15 protein-coding genes, 1 rRNA gene and 1 other annotated feature are annotated in these 20,247 nt (G+C 28.4%); of the genes, 15 read left to right on the top strand and 1 reads right to left on the bottom strand.

Translation table 11 applies throughout. The features are described 5' to 3' along the window. Window positions 1-12: 12 nt before the first annotated feature. The 7 genes from pheT (at window position 13) to argS (ending at window position 11,470) form a co-directional block, all read left to right on the top strand. Window positions 13-2,406: a phenylalanine--tRNA ligase subunit beta gene (gene pheT, locus BUA90_RS08215; RefSeq protein ID WP_072967511.1), complete on the top strand. Its 2,394-nt coding sequence runs from the start codon at window positions 13-15 to the stop codon at window positions 2,404-2,406. A gap of 239 nt (window positions 2,407-2,645) precedes the next feature. After that, on the top strand, window positions 2,646-3,209 hold the full coding sequence (gene zapA, locus BUA90_RS08210; RefSeq protein ID WP_072967509.1) for a cell division protein ZapA: 564 nt from the start codon (window positions 2,646-2,648) through the stop codon (window positions 3,207-3,209). A 172-nt stretch (window positions 3,210-3,381) separates the two neighbouring features. After that, window positions 3,382-5,850, top strand: coding sequence for a U32 family peptidase (locus BUA90_RS08205; protein ID WP_094756816.1), 2,469 nt, complete (start codon window positions 3,382-3,384; stop codon window positions 5,848-5,850). 51 nt (window positions 5,851-5,901) lie between these two features. Continuing rightward, the gene (locus BUA90_RS08200; RefSeq protein WP_072967507.1) at window positions 5,902-8,274 is read left to right on the top strand and encodes an endonuclease MutS2; all 2,373 of its coding nucleotides are present in this window, start codon (window positions 5,902-5,904) and stop codon (window positions 8,272-8,274) included. Window positions 8,275-8,293: 19 nt separating this feature from the next. Beyond that, window positions 8,294-8,752 carry a 2-thiouracil desulfurase family protein gene (locus tag BUA90_RS08195; protein ID WP_072967496.1) on the top strand — a complete coding sequence of 153 codons (459 nt, stop codon included), beginning with the start codon at window positions 8,294-8,296 and terminating at the stop codon, window positions 8,750-8,752. Window positions 8,753-8,784: 32 nt separating this feature from the next. Further along, window positions 8,785-9,375 (top strand): GerMN domain-containing protein, encoded by a 591-nt coding sequence (locus BUA90_RS08190; protein WP_072967494.1) that lies wholly within the window; start codon window positions 8,785-8,787, stop codon window positions 9,373-9,375. Window positions 9,376-9,456: 81 nt separating this feature from the next. After that, window positions 9,457-9,670, top strand: a binding site (T-box leader). A 99-nt stretch (window positions 9,671-9,769) separates the two neighbouring features. After that, entirely contained in the window at window positions 9,770-11,470 is a 1,701-nt protein-coding gene (argS, locus tag BUA90_RS08185) for an arginine--tRNA ligase (protein ID WP_072967492.1), read from the top strand. A gap of 30 nt (window positions 11,471-11,500) precedes the next feature. Here argS and BUA90_RS08180 read toward each other — a convergent pair whose 3' ends face one another. Continuing rightward, entirely contained in the window at window positions 11,501-11,995 is a 495-nt protein-coding gene (locus tag BUA90_RS08180; protein WP_094756815.1) for a hypothetical protein, read from the bottom strand. Window positions 11,996-12,134: 139 nt separating this feature from the next. On the opposite strand from BUA90_RS08180, the gene BUA90_RS08175 reads away from it, so the two are divergent. The 8 genes from BUA90_RS08175 to rrf all read left to right on the top strand — a co-directional run bounded on the left by BUA90_RS08175 (window position 12,135) and on the right by rrf (window position 20,188). Next, the gene (locus BUA90_RS08175) at window positions 12,135-12,632 is read left to right on the top strand and encodes an amidase domain-containing protein (protein ID WP_072967490.1); all 498 of its coding nucleotides are present in this window, start codon (window positions 12,135-12,137) and stop codon (window positions 12,630-12,632) included. A 111-nt stretch (window positions 12,633-12,743) separates the two neighbouring features. Next, window positions 12,744-14,495 (top strand): B12-binding domain-containing radical SAM protein, encoded by a 1,752-nt coding sequence (locus tag BUA90_RS08170; protein ID WP_072967488.1) that lies wholly within the window; start codon window positions 12,744-12,746, stop codon window positions 14,493-14,495. Window positions 14,496-14,520: 25 nt separating this feature from the next. Continuing rightward, the gene (locus BUA90_RS08165; protein WP_072967486.1) at window positions 14,521-15,006 is read left to right on the top strand and encodes a GNAT family N-acetyltransferase; all 486 of its coding nucleotides are present in this window, start codon (window positions 14,521-14,523) and stop codon (window positions 15,004-15,006) included. 61 nt (window positions 15,007-15,067) lie between these two features. Further along, entirely contained in the window at window positions 15,068-16,195 is a 1,128-nt protein-coding gene (locus BUA90_RS08160; RefSeq protein WP_072967484.1) for a tetratricopeptide repeat protein, read from the top strand. A gap of 173 nt (window positions 16,196-16,368) precedes the next feature. Further along, on the top strand, window positions 16,369-17,277 hold the full coding sequence (locus BUA90_RS08155; RefSeq protein WP_072967482.1) for a bifunctional enoyl-CoA hydratase/phosphate acetyltransferase: 909 nt from the start codon (window positions 16,369-16,371) through the stop codon (window positions 17,275-17,277). A gap of 31 nt (window positions 17,278-17,308) precedes the next feature. Beyond that, a complete protein-coding gene (gene iorA, locus BUA90_RS08150) occupies window positions 17,309-19,078 on the top strand; it encodes an indolepyruvate ferredoxin oxidoreductase subunit alpha (protein ID WP_072967480.1) in 1,770 nt (589 codons plus the stop codon). Window position 19,079: 1 nt separating this feature from the next. Beyond that, window positions 19,080-19,658 carry an indolepyruvate oxidoreductase subunit beta gene (locus BUA90_RS08145; RefSeq protein ID WP_072967478.1) on the top strand — a complete coding sequence of 193 codons (579 nt, stop codon included), beginning with the start codon at window positions 19,080-19,082 and terminating at the stop codon, window positions 19,656-19,658. Window positions 19,659-20,071: 413 nt separating this feature from the next. After that, window positions 20,072-20,188, top strand: a 5S ribosomal RNA gene (rrf, locus tag BUA90_RS08140). The last annotated feature ends 59 nt before the right edge of the window (window positions 20,189-20,247 follow it).

The following is a 20,247-nucleotide window of genomic DNA, read 5'->3' as shown; positions in this document are numbered from 1 at the left end:
AGGAGGACTGTCATGTTAGTACCTGTAAATTGGTTAAAAGAATACGTTAATATAGATGATATTTCAATAGAGGAATTAGAAGAAAGATTGGTAATGTCTGGTTCAAAAACTGAATGTGTTCTAAAGACAGCTAGAGAAGTTGAAGGTGTTGTAGTTGGCAAAATAGTAGAAGTAGTAAAACATCCTAATGCTGATAAACTTCTTATTACGAAAGTAGATGTTGGAGAAAATGTAGTTCAAATTGTAACTGGGGCTCAAAATATAAAAGAAGGAGATATAGTACCTGTAGCTTTAGTAGGAGCAAAACTTCCGGGTGGTATCAAAATTAAAAAAGGGAAACTTCGTGGAGAAGTATCTAATGGAATGCTTTGTTCAGCAGAAGAATTAGGTTTTACAGAAAATGTAGTTCCAAAAGAATCTAAAAATGGAATATTTATATTAAATGGTGAGTTTGTACTAGGACAGGATATTAAAAAGGCTTTAGATTTAAATGATTATATAATAGAATTTGAAATAACGCCTAACAGACCAGATTGTTTAAGCATGATAGGTATGGCAAGAGAAACAGCAGCTACTTTTAAAAGAGAATTAAAATATCCAGCAATAAATATAGTTAATGAAATTGAAGATATAAATGATTATATTTCCATAGAAGTTAAAGATAAAGATTTATGTAGAAGATATGCCGTAAGAGCTATAAAAGATGTAAAAATAGCTCCATCACCTATGTGGCTTCAACTAAAATTAATGAAAGCAGGAGTTAGACCAATCAATAATATTGTAGATATTACAAATTATGTAATGCTTGAATATGGAATACCGCTACATGCGTTTGATTTAGATAAGCTGTGTGGTAAAAAGATATTAGTTAGAAGAGCTGTAGAAGGTGAAATTATTAAAACTCTTGATGGTGTAGAGAGAAAGTTAAATCAAAATCATCTTGTAATAGCAGATTCCGAAAGACCTGTTGCAATAGCAGGAGTTATGGGTGGAGAAGATACAGAGGTAACTGAAAGTACTAAAACTATTTTATTGGAATGTGCAAATTTCAATAAGACAAGTATTAGAAATACTTCAAGAGGAATAGGACTTAGAACTGAAGCTTCATCGAGATTTGAAAAGGGAATTGACCCGAATATTATACAAACAGCCTTAAATAGAGTATGTCAGCTAATACAAGAATTAAATGCAGGGAAAGTTATAAAAGGAGTTATAGATATTTATGAAAATAAACTTGAGAAAAAATGTATTAAAGTAAGACCTGAAAGAGTTAATAATTTGATTGGAATAAAATTATCAACTGATGAAATGATTGATATATTGAGTAGATTAGAATTAGAAGTTAAAGAAAAAGAAAATGTATTAGAAGTAGTAGTACCGACTTTTAGACAAGATTTACAACAGGAAATAGATTTTGTAGAAGAAGTAGCTAGAATATATGGATATGATATTATAAATTCTACACTTCCTAAGGGAGCAGTTTGGGGTGCAAAGACTAATGCTCAAGAAATAGAAAGTTATACAAAAAATATACTGTATTCTCTAGGGTTTAATGAAATTTCTACTTATTCATTTGTAGGACCTAAGAGTTTAGATATGATAAAAATTCCTGAAGAAAGTTTTTTAAGGAGAACTGTTAAGTTAATAAATCCTTTGGGAGAAGAATACAGTATTATGAGAACAACTCTTATTCCTAGTATGATGGAAGTGCTAACGAAAAATATAAATAGAAATGTTAAACAGGCATTTGCTTTTGAAATAGGAAGAGTGTTTATACCGCATGAAGTGCCTGTGAAAACTCTTCCAATAGAGAAAAAAGTATTGACTATGGGAATGTATGGAGATGATGTAGATTTCTTTGATTTAAAGGGAGCAGTATGTACAATTTTTGAAAGACTGGGAATAAAAGACTATGAGTTTATTCCTGAAAAGAATCATTTGACATTTCATCCGGGAAGGTGTGCTACCATAGTTTATGGAAATCATATACTTGGTAATTTAGGAGAGATTCATCCAGATGTTATAGAAAACTACGGAATAGATAATAGAATTTATGTTGCGGATATAGATTTTGATATGATACTTGGGTTGACAAGGCTAGATAGAGTTTATAAACCACTGCCAAAATATCCTTCTACATCTAGGGATATGGCATTAGTTGTTAAAGAAGAAGTTTATGCTAAAGATATAGAGGATATTATAAGGGAAAATGGTGGAAAAATACTAGAAAAATATAGATTATTTGATGTTTATAGAGGGAAGCAAATTCCTGATGGATATAAGAGTATGGCTTATTCATTAACATTTAGAGCATTAGATAGAACTTTAACAGATGAGGAAGTTAATAAGGTATATGATAAGATATTAAAAGAATTGATGGAAAAATTAAATGCAAAGTTGAGGTAAAAAAATAGCCGTTAATTATTTTAAAATAATTAACGGCTATTTTTGTTTAACTTAAAAACTTGTAGTTAAGTATGAAACTTGAAACAGATAATAAAGTTTTAAAAAATTTAGCTGAAAGTGTGGTAAAATAATATATGTTGTTCATAAGCTAATTAAATTTTTGTATTTAGAAGGAAATTTAATTTTGGCAAAGAATTATATAATTAAGATTTGCTCATATTAAAAAGGGGTTGTTGTGCATGGGAGAAAAGATTAAAGTTATAGTTAAAATATTAGGTCAGGATTATACCATAGTTAGTGATGAAAGTAGAGAATACATTCAAAAATTATCTAACTATGTTGATGATAAAATGGTTGAAATAGCAGAAAAAAATAAAAAGTTAAGTACTGCAATGATTGCAGTATTGACGGCTTTAAATATTGCTGATGAATATTTTAAATTGTTAAAAGAATATGAAGAATTAAAAGATAAAGCATACAAACCTATTGCTGAATTAGAGGAGATTAAAGAGCAGCTAGCAGCGACTACTACAGAGGTAAATAAAATAAATAAAGAGTATGAAAAAATATATAGTTCTTATGAGAAACTAAAAGAAAGCTCGGCTTTACTTGAACAGGAAAATATTGACTTAAAAGAGGAAATTAACAGATTAAATTACGAGATAAATATAAAAAATAGCAAGTTAGAGAAATCAGATAAGATAATAGAAGATTTAAAAGATAAATTGATGATGACTGAAGTAAAACTTGTTCAAACGAAGAAAGAGCTTCAAGAATTTATTGAAACATTTGATAATTCATGATAAATATTTTAAAAGGTGTATTTATATTTAGAAAGTGATATAAAAGTAGAATTAAATTTGTAATAATTAATTTTTATAAAAGGAGTTTTGTAAGCGTATATCTGTAAAAGTAGTGATATAATAATATTGCTACTTTTTTGTTTTTTTATTTTAAATAATAGGAGTTGGTAAAGTGAAAAAAGTTGAGCTATTAGCTCCAGTTGGAAGTTATGAAGCTATGATAGCTGCAGTGCAAAATGGTGCTGATGCGATATATTTAGGTGGAAAAAATTTTGGAGCTAGACAGTATGCAAACAATTTTGGAAATGATGAGCTGAAAAAAGCAGTTGAGTACTGTCATATAAGAGGTGTAAAGACATATATAACAGTAAATACTCTAATATCTAACAATGAATTTTATGAATTTGAAAAATATATAAATTATTTATATAACATAGATGTAGATGCTGTAATACTTCAGGATTTGGGAGTGTTAAAATATATTAGAGAAAATTATCCAGATTTTGAAATTCATGCAAGTACCCAAATGACTATACATAATTTAGATGGAGTAAAACTTTTAAAAGAATTTGGAGTTAAAAGAGTAGTTCTGCCTAGAGAAATGGATTTAAAAGAAATAAAATATATAAAAGAAAATAGTGATGTGGAATTAGAAGTTTTTATTCATGGGGCATTATGCATTAGCTATTCAGGTCAGTGTTTAATGAGTAGTCTTATCGGTGGAAGAAGTGGAAATAGAGGAAGGTGTGCTCAACCGTGCAGATTGCCATATAAATTGGTAGATTTAGAAAGTAATAAAGAAATGGCGAATATAAATGGCAATTATATTTTGAGTTCGCGGGATTTAAATACTATTGAAAAAGTTGGTGAAATTATAGATGTAGGAGTGAATTCTTTAAAAATAGAAGGAAGAATGAAAAGACCAGAATATGTTGCAACAGTAGTTTATGCTTACAAAGCAGTCATAGACGAATATCTTTCTACAGGTAAAATTAATGTAAATGAAAGCTTGAGAAAAGATTTAGAAAAAATATTTAATCGTAAATTTACTAAAGGTTATTTGTTTGGAGAATATGGAAAAGACATTATGAGTTTTGAAAAACCGGGAAATAGAGGAATTAAGCTTGGCAGAGTAATTGAAATAAACAAAAAGAGTAATAAGCTGAAGATAAAGTTATTTGAAGATTTAAGAAAAGGAGATGGAATAAAGATAAAGTTAAAATCCAGCAGTGAAGATGATGGTATAATTGTCAATAAAATATATAGTAAAGATAAGATAATATATGAAGCAAAAGCTGGACAAATAGTTGAAATAGATTATAAAGTCAAAGGGAATATTGAAAATATCATTTATAAAACAGCAGATATAGAGCTTCTTGAAAGAGCTAGAAAGAGTTTTGCAATTGAAAATAAAAAAGTTCCTATTTACGGGGCAATTAAATGTAAATTAGGTAAAAAATTAGAAGTATATATATGGGATACAGATGGCAATTATATAAATTTTGTAGGTGATAAGTATGTTGAAAAGGCTGTTAATAAACCTTTAACAGAGGAAAGAATTATAAAACAGATGAATAAATTGGGAGGAACACCTTACTATTTTGAAAAATTAGAAGTAGAGTTAGATGATAATATATTAATTCCAATAAGTGAAATTAATGAGGTTAGAAGAAATGCTATTGACAAGTTAAATAATGCTAGAAAAAGACGCAATAATAGAAAATATATGGATTTGATTATAAATGAATTATCAGATAGTAAAAATAATAATATTCAAGGCAATGGAGGAAAAGTAAGTTTAAGAGTATATGTAAATAATTTAAAGCAGCTGGAAGCCGTTTTAAAATGTAATGTAGATTTAATTTATTATTCAAACTTATATGATATAGATGAAGCTATAAAAGTTTCTGAAAAATATAATAAATTGATAGTACCGGCTTTAAGTAGAATTACAGATGATAGAGAAATGGCTTATATTAGACAGAATTTAGAAAACATAAAAAGAACAGGTCATATATTGGTATCTAATCATGGACAGTTAAATTTATTAAGAAATACAGATGTAAATATTTATACAGATTTTTCTTTTAATATATTTAATAATATGGCATTAAAGAAAATTAGCGATTTAGGTGTAAAATGCTGCACTTTGTCATTAGAACTAACTTTTGCTCAGATTAGAGATATTGTAAAAAATGCTGATATAAATTGTGAAGTATTAGTTTATGGACATTTACCCATGATGATTATGAAATATTGTGCTATTAAAACTGCTATAAAAAATGAAAAAAAATTATGCAATATATGTAGGAATAAAAAATTTGGATTAAAGGACAGATATGGAAATGTCTTTCCGATATTAACTGATAATAATTGTAAAGTTCAGATACTTAATTCTAAGAAGTTATTTTTAATTGAATACATAAAAGAACTTTTGGATAATGATTTAGGTTTGATAAGATTACAGTTTACAAATGAAAAAAAGAATGAAATAATAGATATTGTTAAGGCTTATGAAAAAATGATAGAAGATGTTTTAAAAGGTAAAAAAATAATTTCCGAGGAAATAATACAATTTATTGAAAAATATAAATCAAATAATGATTATACTAAGGGACATTTTTTTAGAGGCGTAGAGTAATTGTGCTAAAGGCTTGAAGCTTAAACAAAGAAGTGTGTAAGGAGAGTGAAAATGAACGAGCGTAGTCTAAGAGTATTAGAATATGAAAAAATAGTGGACATGCTTAAAAATCATGTAACATCAAATTTAGCTAAAAATTTGGTAGAAAAACTTAGACCATCAACTGATTTTAATGAGGTTAGAGAGCTACTAAGTGAAACTTCTGAAGCAGCTAATTTAATAATACAAAGAGGAAGTGTGCCTATCGGACCCATATATGATTTGAGAAGACATTTAAAGATGGCAGAGATAGGTTCATATCTTACGCCTTCTCAACTGTTAGAGGTTTCAGATACTTTGAGAACGGCCAGAATGTTAAAAAATTTTATAAAAAGCGGTAATGAAAATAATGGAAATTTTCCTATTTTACAAAGTTATGCTTCTAGTTTAAATACGTATAAACATATTGAAGACAGAATAAATGAAGCAATTTTAGGGGAAGATGAAATATCAGATAATGCCAGTGTAACTCTTAAAAATATAAGAAGGCAGATAGCAAATAAAAATAATGCTATAAAAAATAAGTTAAATTTAATAATAAGTTCTCCGAGCATGCAGAAATATCTACAAGAGTCTATTGTAACTATTAGACAGGGAAGATATGTAATTCCTGTAAAAGCTGAAAATAGAGTCAATGTTCCTGGATTAGTTCACGACCAGTCATCAAGTGGCGCTACACTTTTTATTGAACCATTATCTATAGTTGAGATGAATAATGATTTGAAAGAATTAAAACTTAAAGAACAAGCTGAAATAGAAAGAATTTTAACTGAAATTACAGGATTGATAGGCGAAAAGTCTGAAGGTATAAAAGTAAATCAGGAAATTTTAACTAAACTTGATTTTATTTTTGCTAAAGGTAAATTGGCACTTGAAATGAAAGGCATAGAACCCAAATTAAATAATAGAGGATATATAAAAATAAAAAATGGACGACATCCTTTAATAGATAAAAATGTTGTAGTACCAAATAGTATTTGGTTAGGTGATAACTTTACTAGTTTAATTATTACAGGTCCAAATACAGGTGGTAAAACTGTTACTCTAAAAATGGTTGGACTTATGGTACTTATGGCTCAATCTGGACTTTATGTACCAGCTGATTATGGTACTGAAGTATCTGTTTTTGATGGAGTGTATGCGGATATAGGAGATGAACAAAGCATAGAACAGAGTTTAAGTACATTTTCATCTCACATGAAAAATATAATTGAAATAATGAATAATGTTACAGAAAAAGACCTTGTCATATTAGATGAGTTAGGAGCAGGGACAGACCCGACAGAAGGTGCAGCTTTGGCTATGGCTATATTAACTGATTTGTATGAAAGAGGAGTAAGGACAATAGCTACTACTCACTATAGCGAGCTTAAACAATTTGCATTAATAAAAGATGGCATGGAAAATGCTTCAGTTGAATTTGATGTTGAAACTTTAAGTCCTACTTATAAGCTTTTAATAGGAATACCGGGTAAGTCAAATGCTCTTGAAATATCAAAGAGATTGGGATTAAGTGATTATATAATAGAAAAAGCTAGAGAATTTATAAATAAAGAAGATATAGAATTTGAAGAAATAATATCTTCAATAGAAGAAAATAGAAAGTTAGCTGAAAAAGATAGAGATGAAGCTATTAGATTGAGACTTGAAGTTCAAAGGCTTAAAAATGAATATGAGAAAAAAATACAAAAACTTAATAAGCAAAGAGAAAGAGAAATAAGACAAGCTAAAGAAGAAGCTAGAAAAATTTTGAAAGATGCTAAAAAAGAAGCTGATGAGATAATAAAAGAACTCAGAAATATTTCAAAGGAAGTTGGTAGAGAAAGAAATAGAAAGATTGAAGAAATGAGAAAGAAGATGAGAATCAGTATAGATGCTTTAGAAGAACCACTATTTAGAATAGAAAATATTGATACTGATGAACCACCTAAAGATTTAAGAGTAGGAGATACAGTAAGAATATTAACTTTAAATCAAACGGGTACTGTTATTAGCAAACCGAATTCTGATGGTGACTTAACAGTACAAATTGGAATTATGAAAATTAATGTCAATATTTCAAATTTAAGATTAGTTAAGGAAGATAGAGACAGCATAGAAAAGACAAATGTAGGAACTATTCTTAAAACAAAAACACAGACTGTAAAAAGTGAAATAGATTTAAGAGGACAAACTTTTGAAGAAGCAAGGATTATATTGGATAAGTATTTAGATGATGCTTATTTGGCTAAATTGCAGAGAGTGAGTATTATTCACGGTAAAGGAACAGGTGCACTTAGAAAAGGTATACATCAGTTTTTAAAGACTCATTCTCATGTAAAGTCTTTTAGACAGGGCGTTTATGGTGAAGGAGGAGATGGAGTAACTATAGTTGAATTAAAATAAATTTTAAGGAGAAGTAAAGATGATATTAGTTAGTGCTTGTTTGTTGGGAATTGATTGTAAATATAATGGTAAAAATAATTATAATGAAGATTTGAAGAAATTTTTAAAAGATAAAAAATATATAATCGTATGTCCTGAACAATTGGGTGGGCTGCCAACTCCACGCAAACCTAGTGAAATAATTGCTGGAGATGGATATGATGTTTTAGATGGTAAGAAAAAAGTATTAAATCTCAAAGGGGATGATGTTACAGACTATTTTATAAAAGGAGCATATGAATCACTTAAAATTGCTAAACTGTATGGTATAAAAAAAGCTATTTTAAAGGCTAGAAGTCCATCATGTGCAAGTTTTAAAATTTATGATGGCAGTTTTAGCGGAAAGCTAAGAGAAGGTGTAGGAGTTACAACAGCTTTACTTAAAAAAAATGGAATAAAAGTGTTAAATGAAGAAAATTATAGGGAATATATAGAATAATTAAAATTAAAATAAGCAAGGGGGACAAATGTATGAAAAGATTATTTTCAATTTTATTGATAGCGTTATTTATATTATCTCTTTCAGTTGGCTGTTCTAAAAAGGAAGCTGAAGTTAGTGGAACAGATTTAGAACAAGCTGTAGAAGAAAATAATGAACAAGCTACTAAGGTAAGTGATGAAAATACAAAAAGTGATAAGATTGACTATGTTTTATATCTAAAAATGAAAAACATGCCATTTCTCTATGATGAAATGTTTTCGATTGATATAAATGATGAAAAGCTTAAAAATAAAACTATGGAAGAGTTTGTTTTAGATGAGTTGATAAATTATAAAGGTGATGAACAATTTGTAAGTCCTATACCTAAGGGAACAAAAGTTATATCTGTTGAAAGAGATGGTAAAAATGTAATAGTTAATTTTTCAAAAGAATTTTTGAAAGAGAAAATGTCAACTAATGATGCTACTATAACTATAGGAAGTATAGTTAATTCTTTAGTTGTACTTCCGGGAAATGAAACTGTTCAAATAAAGGTAGACGGTGAATTTTTAAAAGAATATTATGGATTTGATACTTCTAAGCCTCTTTCATTTTTAGAAGGATTGTTTCCAGATAAGTAGATAAGTTTTGTATTAAAAAATAAATTAAACTACTTGATTTAATCAGTAATTTATGTTAAATTATATTTCAAATTTAATATTTATGTATCTATGAGAAGGAGAGTAGGTCTTTACATGTATTATAGCGAGTCAGGGACGGTGGAAGCCTGACATACAGTATTGACTGAAGCGCACCTTTGAGATTTTAGCTGAAATAACAGTAGGCTAAATGGTTTTCTCCCCATTATCGGAGAATAGAGAGGATACATTTATGTATCAATAAGAGTGGTAACGCGGGCAATAACTCGTCTCTTACTATTAAGGGGCGGGTGTTTTTATTTGCTTATAATTTGAAAAAATTATTTTAATGATAAGATAAATAATACATAAATGAAATGAATAGGGAGGTAAAAAAATGATAGATTTTAAGAGAGAGATAGCAAATATTTTATCTGAAAAAGTAGATGAGTTAAATAGTGAAGAAGTATTAAATATGATTGAAATTCCACCTAAGTCAGAAATGGGAGATTTTGCTTTTCCGTGTTTTAAATTGGCTAAAATTTTTAAAAAAGCTCCAAATCTTATAGCGAAGGATATTGTAGAATCTATTGGGGAAAATGAGTTATTTGAAAAAATAGAAATAATTGGAGCATATATAAATTTTACTGTTGATAAAGAGATATTTGCTAGGAGTGTTATTGAAGAAATATTAAAAATGGGTGATAAATTTGGCAGCTTAGATTTAGGTAAAGGTAAAAATGTTGTTGTAGAATTTTCATCACCAAATATTGCTAAGCCTTTTCATATTGGACATATCAGAAGTACAGTAATAGGCAGTGCATTAAATAATATTTATAAATTTCTTGGATACAATACAATAGCAGTTAATCATCTTGGAGATTATGGTACTCAATTTGGGAAATTGATAGTTGCTTTAAAGGCTTGGGGAAATAGAGAAGTAGTTGAAGAAAATCCTATTCCAGAATTACTTAAGCTATATGTAAAATTCCACGAAGAAGCTGAAAAAAATCCAGAACTTGAAGATGAAGCAAGAATGTGGTTTAAAAAACTTGAAGATGGAGATGATGAAGCTACTGAGCTTTGGCAGTGGATTAGAGATGTTAGTTTAAAAGAGTTTAATAGAGTTTATGACATGCTTGGTATCAAATTTGATTCATATGCAGGAGAAAGTTTTTATTCAGATAAAATGCCTCGAGTACTTGAACTTATGAGAGAAAAGAATTTACTTAAAAAATCACAGGGGGCAGAAATAGTTGACCTTGAAGAGTATGGTATGCCACCTGCTTTGATTACTAAAAAAGATGGTTCAACACTGTATATTACGAGAGATATTGCTGCGGCAATATATAGAAAAGAACATTATGATTTTTATAAAAATATTTATGTAGTGGGTTCACAGCAAAATCTTCATTTTAAACAGTGGATTAAAATAATAGAATTAATGGGATATGATTGGGCAAAAGATTGTATTCATGTTCCTTTTGGTATGGTAAGTCTTGAAGAAGGTACTATGTCAACTAGGAAAGGTAGAGTAGTATTTTTAGAAGATGTACTTAATAAAGCAGTTGAGAAAACTAAAGAAATTATTAGTGAAAAGAATCCAAATTTAGAAGATAAAGATGAAATAGCAAAACAAGTAGGTATTGGTGCAGTAGTATTTCAGGAACTTTCTAACAATAGAATTAAAGATTATGTATTTTCATGGGATAGAACGCTTAATTTTGACGGAGAATCAGGTCCTTATGTGCAGTATACTCATGCAAGGGCTTCAAGCTTATTAAGAAAATCTAATGTTGATTATAATAAAAATGTAAACTATAAATTATTACAAGAAAAAGAAACCATGGACCTTGTTAGAATACTTAATAAATTCCCAGAAGTAGTAGAAGATGCTGCAAGAAAATATGAACCTTCAGTTGTTACCAGATATGTGATAGATGTTGCTCAAGCTTTCAATAAATTTTACCATGATACTCAAATACTAGTAGATGATGAAGAACTTCAAAAAGCTAGATTGGCTTTAGTTGCAGCAGTTAAGCAGACTATAAAAAATGGATTAAAACTTATAGGAGTTGCAGCTCCAGAAAAAATGTAGTAATAAAGCAGTAGCTGACAGGCTACTGCTTTATGTTTTTTTAAAACTTTCAGGTTCTTTTTTATAATATACTCTTTTACTTCTGTCTTTAATATCAATAATAGTATTTAAAATAGTATTTACCTCATCTTTAAGTAATTTTAAATCTTCTTTAGAGATATTGTAATAAAGATATAAGTCTTCAAAATATCGAACTAATTTAGATATTTTATCGTCTACTTCAATAAAATCTTTAAAGTTTTTACTATTCATTGCGTTTTTGAATTGTTCAAGGTCTATTTTAATTATATCAATTATATCTTCTTCTGTATTAAAATTTCCTACTGCCATAACATAAGGTTTAATTCTTTCTAAAAAATAAGTACTGTCAGGGTTTATATGGTATAAATATTCAAGTTTTGTATTTTTTATTTTAAATTTTACATAAATCATGATTCCTTGAACGGAAATTACTTTAGCTCCAAGTTTTTTGAGTTCTTCGATACAAAATTGATGTCTAATTAAACGTGAAGACATAATTGCCATTTACATTCCTCCTATGGAAAAAATATCTATATTATAATTATATCATATAAAAATTAAAAAAATTATCAATTGTTAAAATATAATATTTTTTTTATGATTACATACATATATTTTAAAAATATTGATGAGGTGGTATTATATGACTGTATTATTTGCTTATGATAGATTAAATGCTGTTAGTTATGCAAGAAGATGGGCTTTTAAAAGAAATCCTAAATTTGCAAATTTCGATAAGATGGGTGGAGATTGTACAAATTTTGCTTCTCAAGTACTGTATGCAGGTAGGTGCCCAATGAATTATAGTAAATATGGTTGGTATTATAGAAGTTTGAATGATAGAGCACCTGCTTGGACAAGTGTAAATTATTTATATAAGTTTTTAATAAATAATGAAGGCAGAGGTCCTGTTGCAAAAGAAGTAAGTTTAAAAGATGTTCAAATAGGAGATTTAGTGCAGCTTGATTTTGATGGTGATGGTTTTTTCAATCATACGCCTATTATAGTAGATATAGGTTTTCCAAAGACTTTATATAATATTTTTATTGCAGCTCATACTATTGATAGATTAGATTATAGATTGTCGAATTATAACTTTAAAAAAATTAGATTTTTACACATACTTGGTTATAGAAAGTAAAAGTTTTCATTTTGTTGATAGTATAGTTTAATATTTATTATGCTATAATTATTAATGATTTTTGATATATAAAAACAAGAGATAAAATTGTTTGATAGGAGAAGTGAACAAATGAAAATATTGCTGACTACATTAAATTCAAAATTTATACATTCTTCACTAGCTATAAGGTATTTAAAGAAATATTGTGAAAGTGATTTTGAAAATTTGTATATTGAAGAATATACTATTAATAACGATTTAGATTATATACTTGCAGAGATATACAAAAAACATTATGATATAGTATGCTTTTCGTGTTATATATGGAATATATCTGAAACGCTTGAGATAGCTAAAAATCTAAAAAAAATTAATAAAGATATAAAGATAATTTTAGGTGGACCAGAAGTAAGCTATGATTCCCATGAAGTATTAGAACATAATTCTTATATCGATTTTATAGTATACGGTGAAGGGGAAGTTACGTTTAAAGAATTGTTAAATTTATTAGTAAAGGGTAGAGGTAATCTTTGTGAAATAAAAGGATTGGCTTATAGAAATAATGGCAGAATTTGTGTAAATGAGGAAAGACCTTTAATAAAAAATTTAGATGATATCCCATTTCCCTATGATGATTTAAAGGGTCTTGAAAATAGAATTATCTATTATGAAAGTTCTAGAGGATGTCCTTTTAACTGCCAATACTGTTTATCTTCTACAATAAGAGGAGTAAGATTTTTTTCTATAGATAGAGTAAAGAAAGACCTTAAATTTTTTGTTGATGCAAATGTAAAACAAGTGAAATTTGTTGATAGAACTTTTAATGCAAATAAAAAACATTGTATGGAGATTATGAAATATTTAAATGAAATAGATAATGGAAAGATTAATTTTCATTTTGAAATAACTGCTAGTTTGTTGGATAATGAAATATTAGACTTTTTAAAAAATGTTAGAAAAGGACTGTTTCAATTTGAAATAGGGGTACAAAGTACAAATCACAAAACTATAAAAGAAATAAAAAGAACAGTTAATTTTAATAAATTGAAAATAGCTTGTGAACGGCTTAAGTCTTTTGGAAACATTCATCTACATTTAGATTTGATAGCAGGCCTTCCGTATGAAAATTATAAGTCTTTTTTAAATTCGTTTGATGAAGTTTATAATTTAAAGCCTGATAAATTGCAGTTAGGTTTTTTAAAATTGTTAAAGGGTTCTGGAATCAGACTAAATAGAGAAAAGTATGGATATATATATAAAGATAGACCGCCATATGAAGTGCTTCAAAATGATTTTATAAATTATAGTGAAATTTTAAATTTGAAAATGATTGAAGAAATGGTAGAGATTTATTATAATTCTCATGATTTTGAATTTAGTATAAATTTTATTGTAAATAATTATTTTAAAAGACCTTCTTTATTTTTTGAATCATTAGCAAAATATTGGGAGAACAACGGTTATCATCATATTTCACATAAGAAAGAAAAACTTTATGAAATACTTTTAGACTTTTATAAAAATAATAATTTTGATAAAGAGGAATTTTTCAGGGAAATATTGAAATTTGATTATATTAGGAACAAAAGAGGAGGTAATTTATTAGAAATATTTGATAAAGTTGAAATAGATGATTTTAAAAACAGATGTCATGAATTTTTACAAAATAAGCAAAATATTGAAAAGTATTTGCCTAAGTATAAAGGTATGACTGCAAAAAAAATTATTAAAAAAGTGCACTTTGAACCTTTTAAATATGATATTTTTAAATTACAAGGAGAAAAAAATTTAATAGAGAAATCTATAACTGTATTTTTGTTTGATTATGATGTAGAAAATAAGGATTTTGGAAAGTCGAAATATTATAAGGTGAATATATAAAATTTCTAAGGGAGGGGGATTTTTTGTGAGTATTACTTTTAGGGAACTTCAAGAGAAGGATATTCCTAAAGTAATATCTTTGTTTTCGAATTTAAGTAAAGAAAGGGCAGAAGTTTCATTTGTTGAAATTGCTTCAATAGATGAGATAAAGGAATGGCTTAAAAATCCAAATACGTATGTGTATGTTGCAGCTGAAGGTGATGTAATACTAGCAGTATTAAGAGCTAAAAGGGGTAAAGGTAATCAAAATCATGCATGTAATATAACTGTGGCGGTAGATTATAATTTTAGAGGAAATAGTATTGCAAAAGATTTAACTGAATATGTATTAGAAGTACTTAGGCAAGAAGGGATAAAAGTTGTGAGAGCATATATATACAGTAATAATATGGCTTCGATAAATACAATATTATCGTGTGGATTTACTTTTGCAGGTAGTATATACATGCATCATTATGATAAAAAGACAGGAAGATATGTTGACGATTTGATTTTTCATAAGACGCTGTAATTTTTAAAGTAGAGGAACGGTTTTTGCCGTTCCATATAAATTTTATAGGGAGGTTACTTAGATGTTTTCACGAATAGAAAAATATTTAAGAAAAAGAGCAAATGAAATTGTTTTTATAGAGCTTAAAGAAGATAAATATTTTAAAGCTAAAAATTTAAAATTGAGTAAAGATATTTCTTTACCTATAGCTTTACAAAAAGTGATAAGTAAAGTGAATGGAAAAGAAGAGAATGATAAATTTTCATTATTTGATATTATTCAAGGTATGATATTCATGTTAGGTATAGATAAAGATTTTAAATATAATAAGGATTACAAAGAATTTTTATTAAATTTTGATGAAAATATAAAATTTAAAATATTAGAGCAGGGATTTAAATATGCTCAAAATGATAAAAAATTAGATGCATTAATATGTTTTAAAGCTTCGTTATATATTGATAAGGAAGATATAAATGCTTTATATAACTATGCAAGAGTTTGTGAAGAATTAGCTTTTGATACGGAAGATAATAATGATTTGAATTATGATTTTTATGATGAAGCTTTAGAAGTTTTTGAAGTGATTATTGAAAAATATCCTGATTTTTCATTGGCATATTATCATTTAGGATTTCATTATATGAATAGAAAACAGTATAAAAAAGCAGAGCTAATTTGGAAAACTTGTATAGAAAAGGGTATAGACGAAGAAAAGGAAATGGAAATATTAAATAAATTATCAGAAAATAATTATAAAATTCAGTATGAAGAAGGTTATTCATTAGTGCTTAATGGTAGACCGCTTGAGGCATTAGATAAACTTTTGCCTTTAGCTGAAAAATATCCAGAATGGTGGAATTTATTATTTTTTGTAGGTTTAGCATATAGACATTTGAAAGAGTATGAAAAAGCATTGTCTTATTTTAAAAGAGCTCATAATTTAAAGCCGAGTCAAGTAGATATACTGAATGAGATGGGATTATGTTATATGTCTTTAGGAAAAATAGATGATTCTATAAGATATTTTAAAAGAGCTGTTAATTTAAAGAACGATTTGCCTGATATATTATGCAATCTAGGTTCAGCTTATATTGAAAAAGGAGATTATGAGAAAGCAAGGGAATATATTATGAAATCTTATAAAATAAATCCTCAAGATGAAATTACAATAGCATGGATGAAAGAGTTAGAAAAAATTACAAAATAAATTAATATGGACATGAAATTTTCTGAAATATTTTTGAATTAAATATTGAATAGCTTTAGAAAGTATTGTAAAATATTTTTAAACTCAATATTTTTTTGAAATATTATTAAAAATTTTTAAATAACTTGTATTGATTATTTTGAAATTTAAAAAAATAAATAGGGTGTGGTGGTATGATAAAAAATTTTCAAGAATTAATTAATGCTGCTAAAGAGCAAAAAACTATGAAATTAGCTGTAGCGGCTGCTCAAGATGAAGAAGTTTTAGCAGCAGTATGTAATGCTGCTAAGATGGGTATTGTAGAACCTATTTTAGTAGGTGATGCTGTAAAAATTAAAGAAATTGCAAGTGACCATAGTTTAGATGTTGAGAAATATGAAATAATTGAGAAAAAAGATTTGAATGATGCTGCTAGAACAGCAGTAGAGCTTGTTAGTAGTGGAAAAGCTGATTTTGTGATGAAAGGTTTAATAGATACTTCTATATTATTAAAAGCAGTTTTGGATAAAGAGATAGGTTTAAGAACTGATAGCCTTTTAAGTCATGTTATGGTTTATAAGGTCCCATCTTATCATAAGCTTTTATTTTTAACAGATGGAGGCATGAATATAGCTCCGTCTTTAGAAGAAAAGGCTATGATTATAAAAAATGCTATTAAAGTTGCAAAGGCAATGGGTATTGAAAAAGTTAAAGTTGCTTGTCTTGCTGCAAAAGAAAAGGTTAGTCCTAAGATGATTGCAACTGTTGAAGCCGATAAATTACAAGAAATGGGTAAAAATGGTGAATTTGGCAGTGATGTTTTAGTAGAAGGTCCTTTAGCTTTTGATTTGGCAGTTTCAAAAGAAGCAGCTGAAGTTAAGAATTTTGAAAGTAAAGTTGCAGGAGATACTGATATACTTTTAGTGCCAACTATAGAAGTTGGAAATGGAATAGGAAAATCTTTAACTTATATGGCTAATGCAGAATCTGCTGGAATTATAATGGGAGCTAAAGCACCAGTAGTTTTAGTTTCTCGTGCAGATAGCCATGAGGCAAAATTAAATTCAATAGCATTAGGAAGTGTTATAGCAGCATATAAATAAAGTTATTTAATTTTAAAGGGGGCAAAATTGTATGAAAAAATTTTTAACAGGTAATGAAGCTGTGGCACGTGGAGCTTATGAAGCAGGTGTTACATTTGCTTCAGCTTATCCGGGAACACCAAGTACTGAAATTTTAGAAAATATTGGACCATATAAAGGAGAAATATATGCTGAATGGGCTCCAAATGAAAAAGTTGCTTTAGAAGTTGCAATTGGAGCTTCAATAGCAGGAGCTAGGGCACTTGCTGCAATGAAGCATGTTGGAGTTAATGTTGCGGCAGACCCATTGTTTACTTATGCTTATACTGGAGTAAATGGAGGACTTATATTAGTATCAGCTGATGACCCGGGAATGCATAGTTCTCAAAATGAACAAGATAATAGAAATTATGCTAAATTTGCTAAAATAGCAATGGTTGAACCGAGTGATAGTCAAGAAAGTAAAGATTTTGTCAAAATAGCTTTAGAAATTAGTGAAAAGTTTAATACACCTGTTTTATTTAGAATGACTACTAGGATTTGTCATAGCAAAGGAATAGTTGAGTTAGGAGAAAGAGAAGAAGTAGCTATTAAAAAATATGAAAAGAATATCCCTAAGTATGTTGCTACACCTGCAAATGGTAGAGTACTTCATGTAAAGCTTGAAGAAAGATTAAAACAATTAGAAGAATTTAGCAATACAACTGAACTAAATAGAATTGAGTGGAATGATAAAAAAATAGGAATTATTTCTTCTGGGGTTGCTTATCAGTATGCTAAAGAGGTATTTGGAGACAAAGCTTCATATCTTAAATTAGGTTTTACTTTCCCATTGCCAATGAAGAAGATTAGAGAGTTTGCTAATCAAGTTGAAACTCTTTATGTTATTGAAGAATTAGAACCATTTATCGAAGAACAAATTAAGGCAGCAGGTATTAAATGTATTGGTAAAGAAGTTATACCTAGAGTTGGTGAATTAAATCCTGATATAATTGCAAAGGCTATTTTAGGAAAAGAAAGAGAAACTATAAAATTTGATGAATCTAAATTAGTTGGTCGCCCACCAACAATGTGTGCTGGATGTCCGCATAGAGGATTCTTTTATGTATTAAGTAAAAAGAAAAACATTATGGTAACAGGAGATATTGGATGTTATACATTAGGTTCTGCTGAGCCTTTAAATGCAATGGATACTTGTATTTGTATGGGTGCAAGTATTAGTACAGGTCATGGAGCTCAAGTAGTATTTAATAAACATGGAATAGATAAAAGAGTTGTTGCGGTTATAGGTGATTCTACATTCTTCCATACAGGAGTAACTAGCTTATTAGATATAGCTTATAACAGAAGTAACACAATAACTGTTATATTGGATAACAGAATTACTGGTATGACTGGACATCAAGAAAATCCGGGAACTGGTTATACTTTGCAAGGAGATAAAGCTCCTATTATAAACATACCAGAGTTGTGTAAAGCTATGGGTATTAAGCATGTTGTAACAGTTAATCCATTAAATCTTGATGAAGTTAATAAGGCTTTAGATGACGCCCTTGCATTAGATGAACCTTCAGTTATAATTACGAGATGGCCATGTGTTCTTAAAAAACCGACTCCAGAAGATATTGAGGAATTTGGTAGTGAAAAAACTGTTTGTGTAGTAATAGAAGATAAGTGTAAATCATGTAGACTTTGTACAAAAGTTGGATGTCCTGCTATAGAGTTTACTGATAAAGCTAAAATAAATGAACATATGTGTGTGGGCTGTGAAGTATGCCTTCAAGTATGTCCATTTGATGCTATAGAAAAGGTGGGTGAATAATATGTCAGATGTAAAAAACATATTATTAGTAGGAGTAGGAGGACAGGGTATAATTCTTGCAAGTAAAATATTGTCTACTGGATTGATGAATGCAGGTTATGATGTAAAAATGTCAGAAGTTCATGGTATGGCTCAGCGTGGTGGAAGTGTTACTACTCAGGTAAGATTTGGTAAAAAAGTATATTCACCTATTATAGGTAAAGGACAAGCAGATATACTTGTATCATTTGAAAAAATGGAAACTGCAAAGTGGATAGAATACTTAAATATAAACGGTAAAGTTGTAATAAATGATTTTGAAATTCCTTCTGCACCTATATTAGCTGGAAAAGCAAACTATCCAGAAGGTATTATAGAAGAACTTAAAGAAAAAGCAGATGTTACAGTATTTAAAGCAGCAGATATAGCTAAAGAGTTAGGAAACATTAGAACAATGAATGTTGTTATGGTAGGAGCTTTAGTTAAAGCTCTTGGATTAGATGATATTGATTGGGAAGAAGTAATTAAAAAGACAGTAAAAGAAAAGTTTATAGATATAAATATAAAAGCATTTAAAAAAGGAATGGAACAAGTTAAATAATAATTGAAATCAGGCTAGGTTCTAGTTAATAATAGATCCTAGCCTGATTAATTGATTTTGTAAAAAATAAAAAATGTAATTGACATATTAATAAAAATATGCTAACATATCACCTGGTTAGTGATAGCAAAAGTAGTTGATTTATTAAGGGTTTCATAGCAAATGAAATTTTATACTGTTTGTTATTTATTGTATTTAATTTTACAATGAACTTCTTGAAAAATTGTTTAAAGTTTTTCTTGACAAATTAGATTTAAAATGTTAAAATATAAAATGTCGCTAAAGAGTAGCGAAAGCAATTAATAGTTAATAATGAATAATGAATAGGTATTAAAAGAACATAAAATCGTTTGATAATTTGTTGTTTTTTTACTTATTAATTATTCACTATTAATTATTAATTAGTTTATATGTCCGGTGACTATAGCGAAGGGGATACACCTGTTCCCATACCGAACACAGAAGTTAAGCCCTTCAGCGCCGATGGTACTTGGTGGGAGACCGCCTGGGAGAGTAGGTCGTTGCCGGTTAGGTATTCCAGAGTAGCTCAATGGTGGAGCACCCGGCTGTTAACCGGTAGGTTGTGGGT

The sequence above is a fragment of the Caminicella sporogenes DSM 14501 genome (assembly GCF_900142285.1).
Taxonomy (GTDB): domain Bacteria; phylum Bacillota; class Clostridia; order Peptostreptococcales; family Caminicellaceae; genus Caminicella; species Caminicella sporogenes.
The sequence above is the reverse complement of the archived record's forward strand: the minus strand, read 5'-3'. Positions and strand labels throughout refer to the sequence as shown.

Bases quoted from the DNA above. Each gene is read 5' to 3' on its own strand.
- BUA90_RS08180 (WP_094756815.1), bottom strand. From the start codon at position 11,995: ATGGCAATTATGTCTTCACGTTTAATTAGACATCAATTTTGTATCGAA.
- iorA (WP_072967480.1), top strand. From the start codon at position 17,309: ATGAAAAAATTTTTAACAGGTAATGAAGCTGTGGCACGTGGAGCTTAT.
- BUA90_RS08200 (WP_072967507.1), top strand. From the start codon at position 5,902: ATGAACGAGCGTAGTCTAAGAGTATTAGAATATGAAAAAATAGTGGAC.
- zapA (WP_072967509.1), top strand. From the start codon at position 2,646: ATGGGAGAAAAGATTAAAGTTATAGTTAAAATATTAGGTCAGGATTAT.
- argS (WP_072967492.1), top strand. From the start codon at position 9,770: ATGATAGATTTTAAGAGAGAGATAGCAAATATTTTATCTGAAAAAGTA.
- BUA90_RS08175 (WP_072967490.1), top strand. From the start codon at position 12,135: ATGACTGTATTATTTGCTTATGATAGATTAAATGCTGTTAGTTATGCA.
- BUA90_RS08160 (WP_072967484.1), top strand. From the start codon at position 15,068: ATGTTTTCACGAATAGAAAAATATTTAAGAAAAAGAGCAAATGAAATT.
- BUA90_RS08170 (WP_072967488.1), top strand. From the start codon at position 12,744: ATGAAAATATTGCTGACTACATTAAATTCAAAATTTATACATTCTTCA.
- BUA90_RS08145 (WP_072967478.1), top strand. From the start codon at position 19,080: ATGTCAGATGTAAAAAACATATTATTAGTAGGAGTAGGAGGACAGGGT.
- BUA90_RS08155 (WP_072967482.1), top strand. From the start codon at position 16,369: ATGATAAAAAATTTTCAAGAATTAATTAATGCTGCTAAAGAGCAAAAA.
- BUA90_RS08195 (WP_072967496.1), top strand. From the start codon at position 8,294: ATGATATTAGTTAGTGCTTGTTTGTTGGGAATTGATTGTAAATATAAT.
- pheT (WP_072967511.1), top strand. From the start codon at position 13: ATGTTAGTACCTGTAAATTGGTTAAAAGAATACGTTAATATAGATGAT.
- BUA90_RS08190 (WP_072967494.1), top strand. From the start codon at position 8,785: ATGAAAAGATTATTTTCAATTTTATTGATAGCGTTATTTATATTATCT.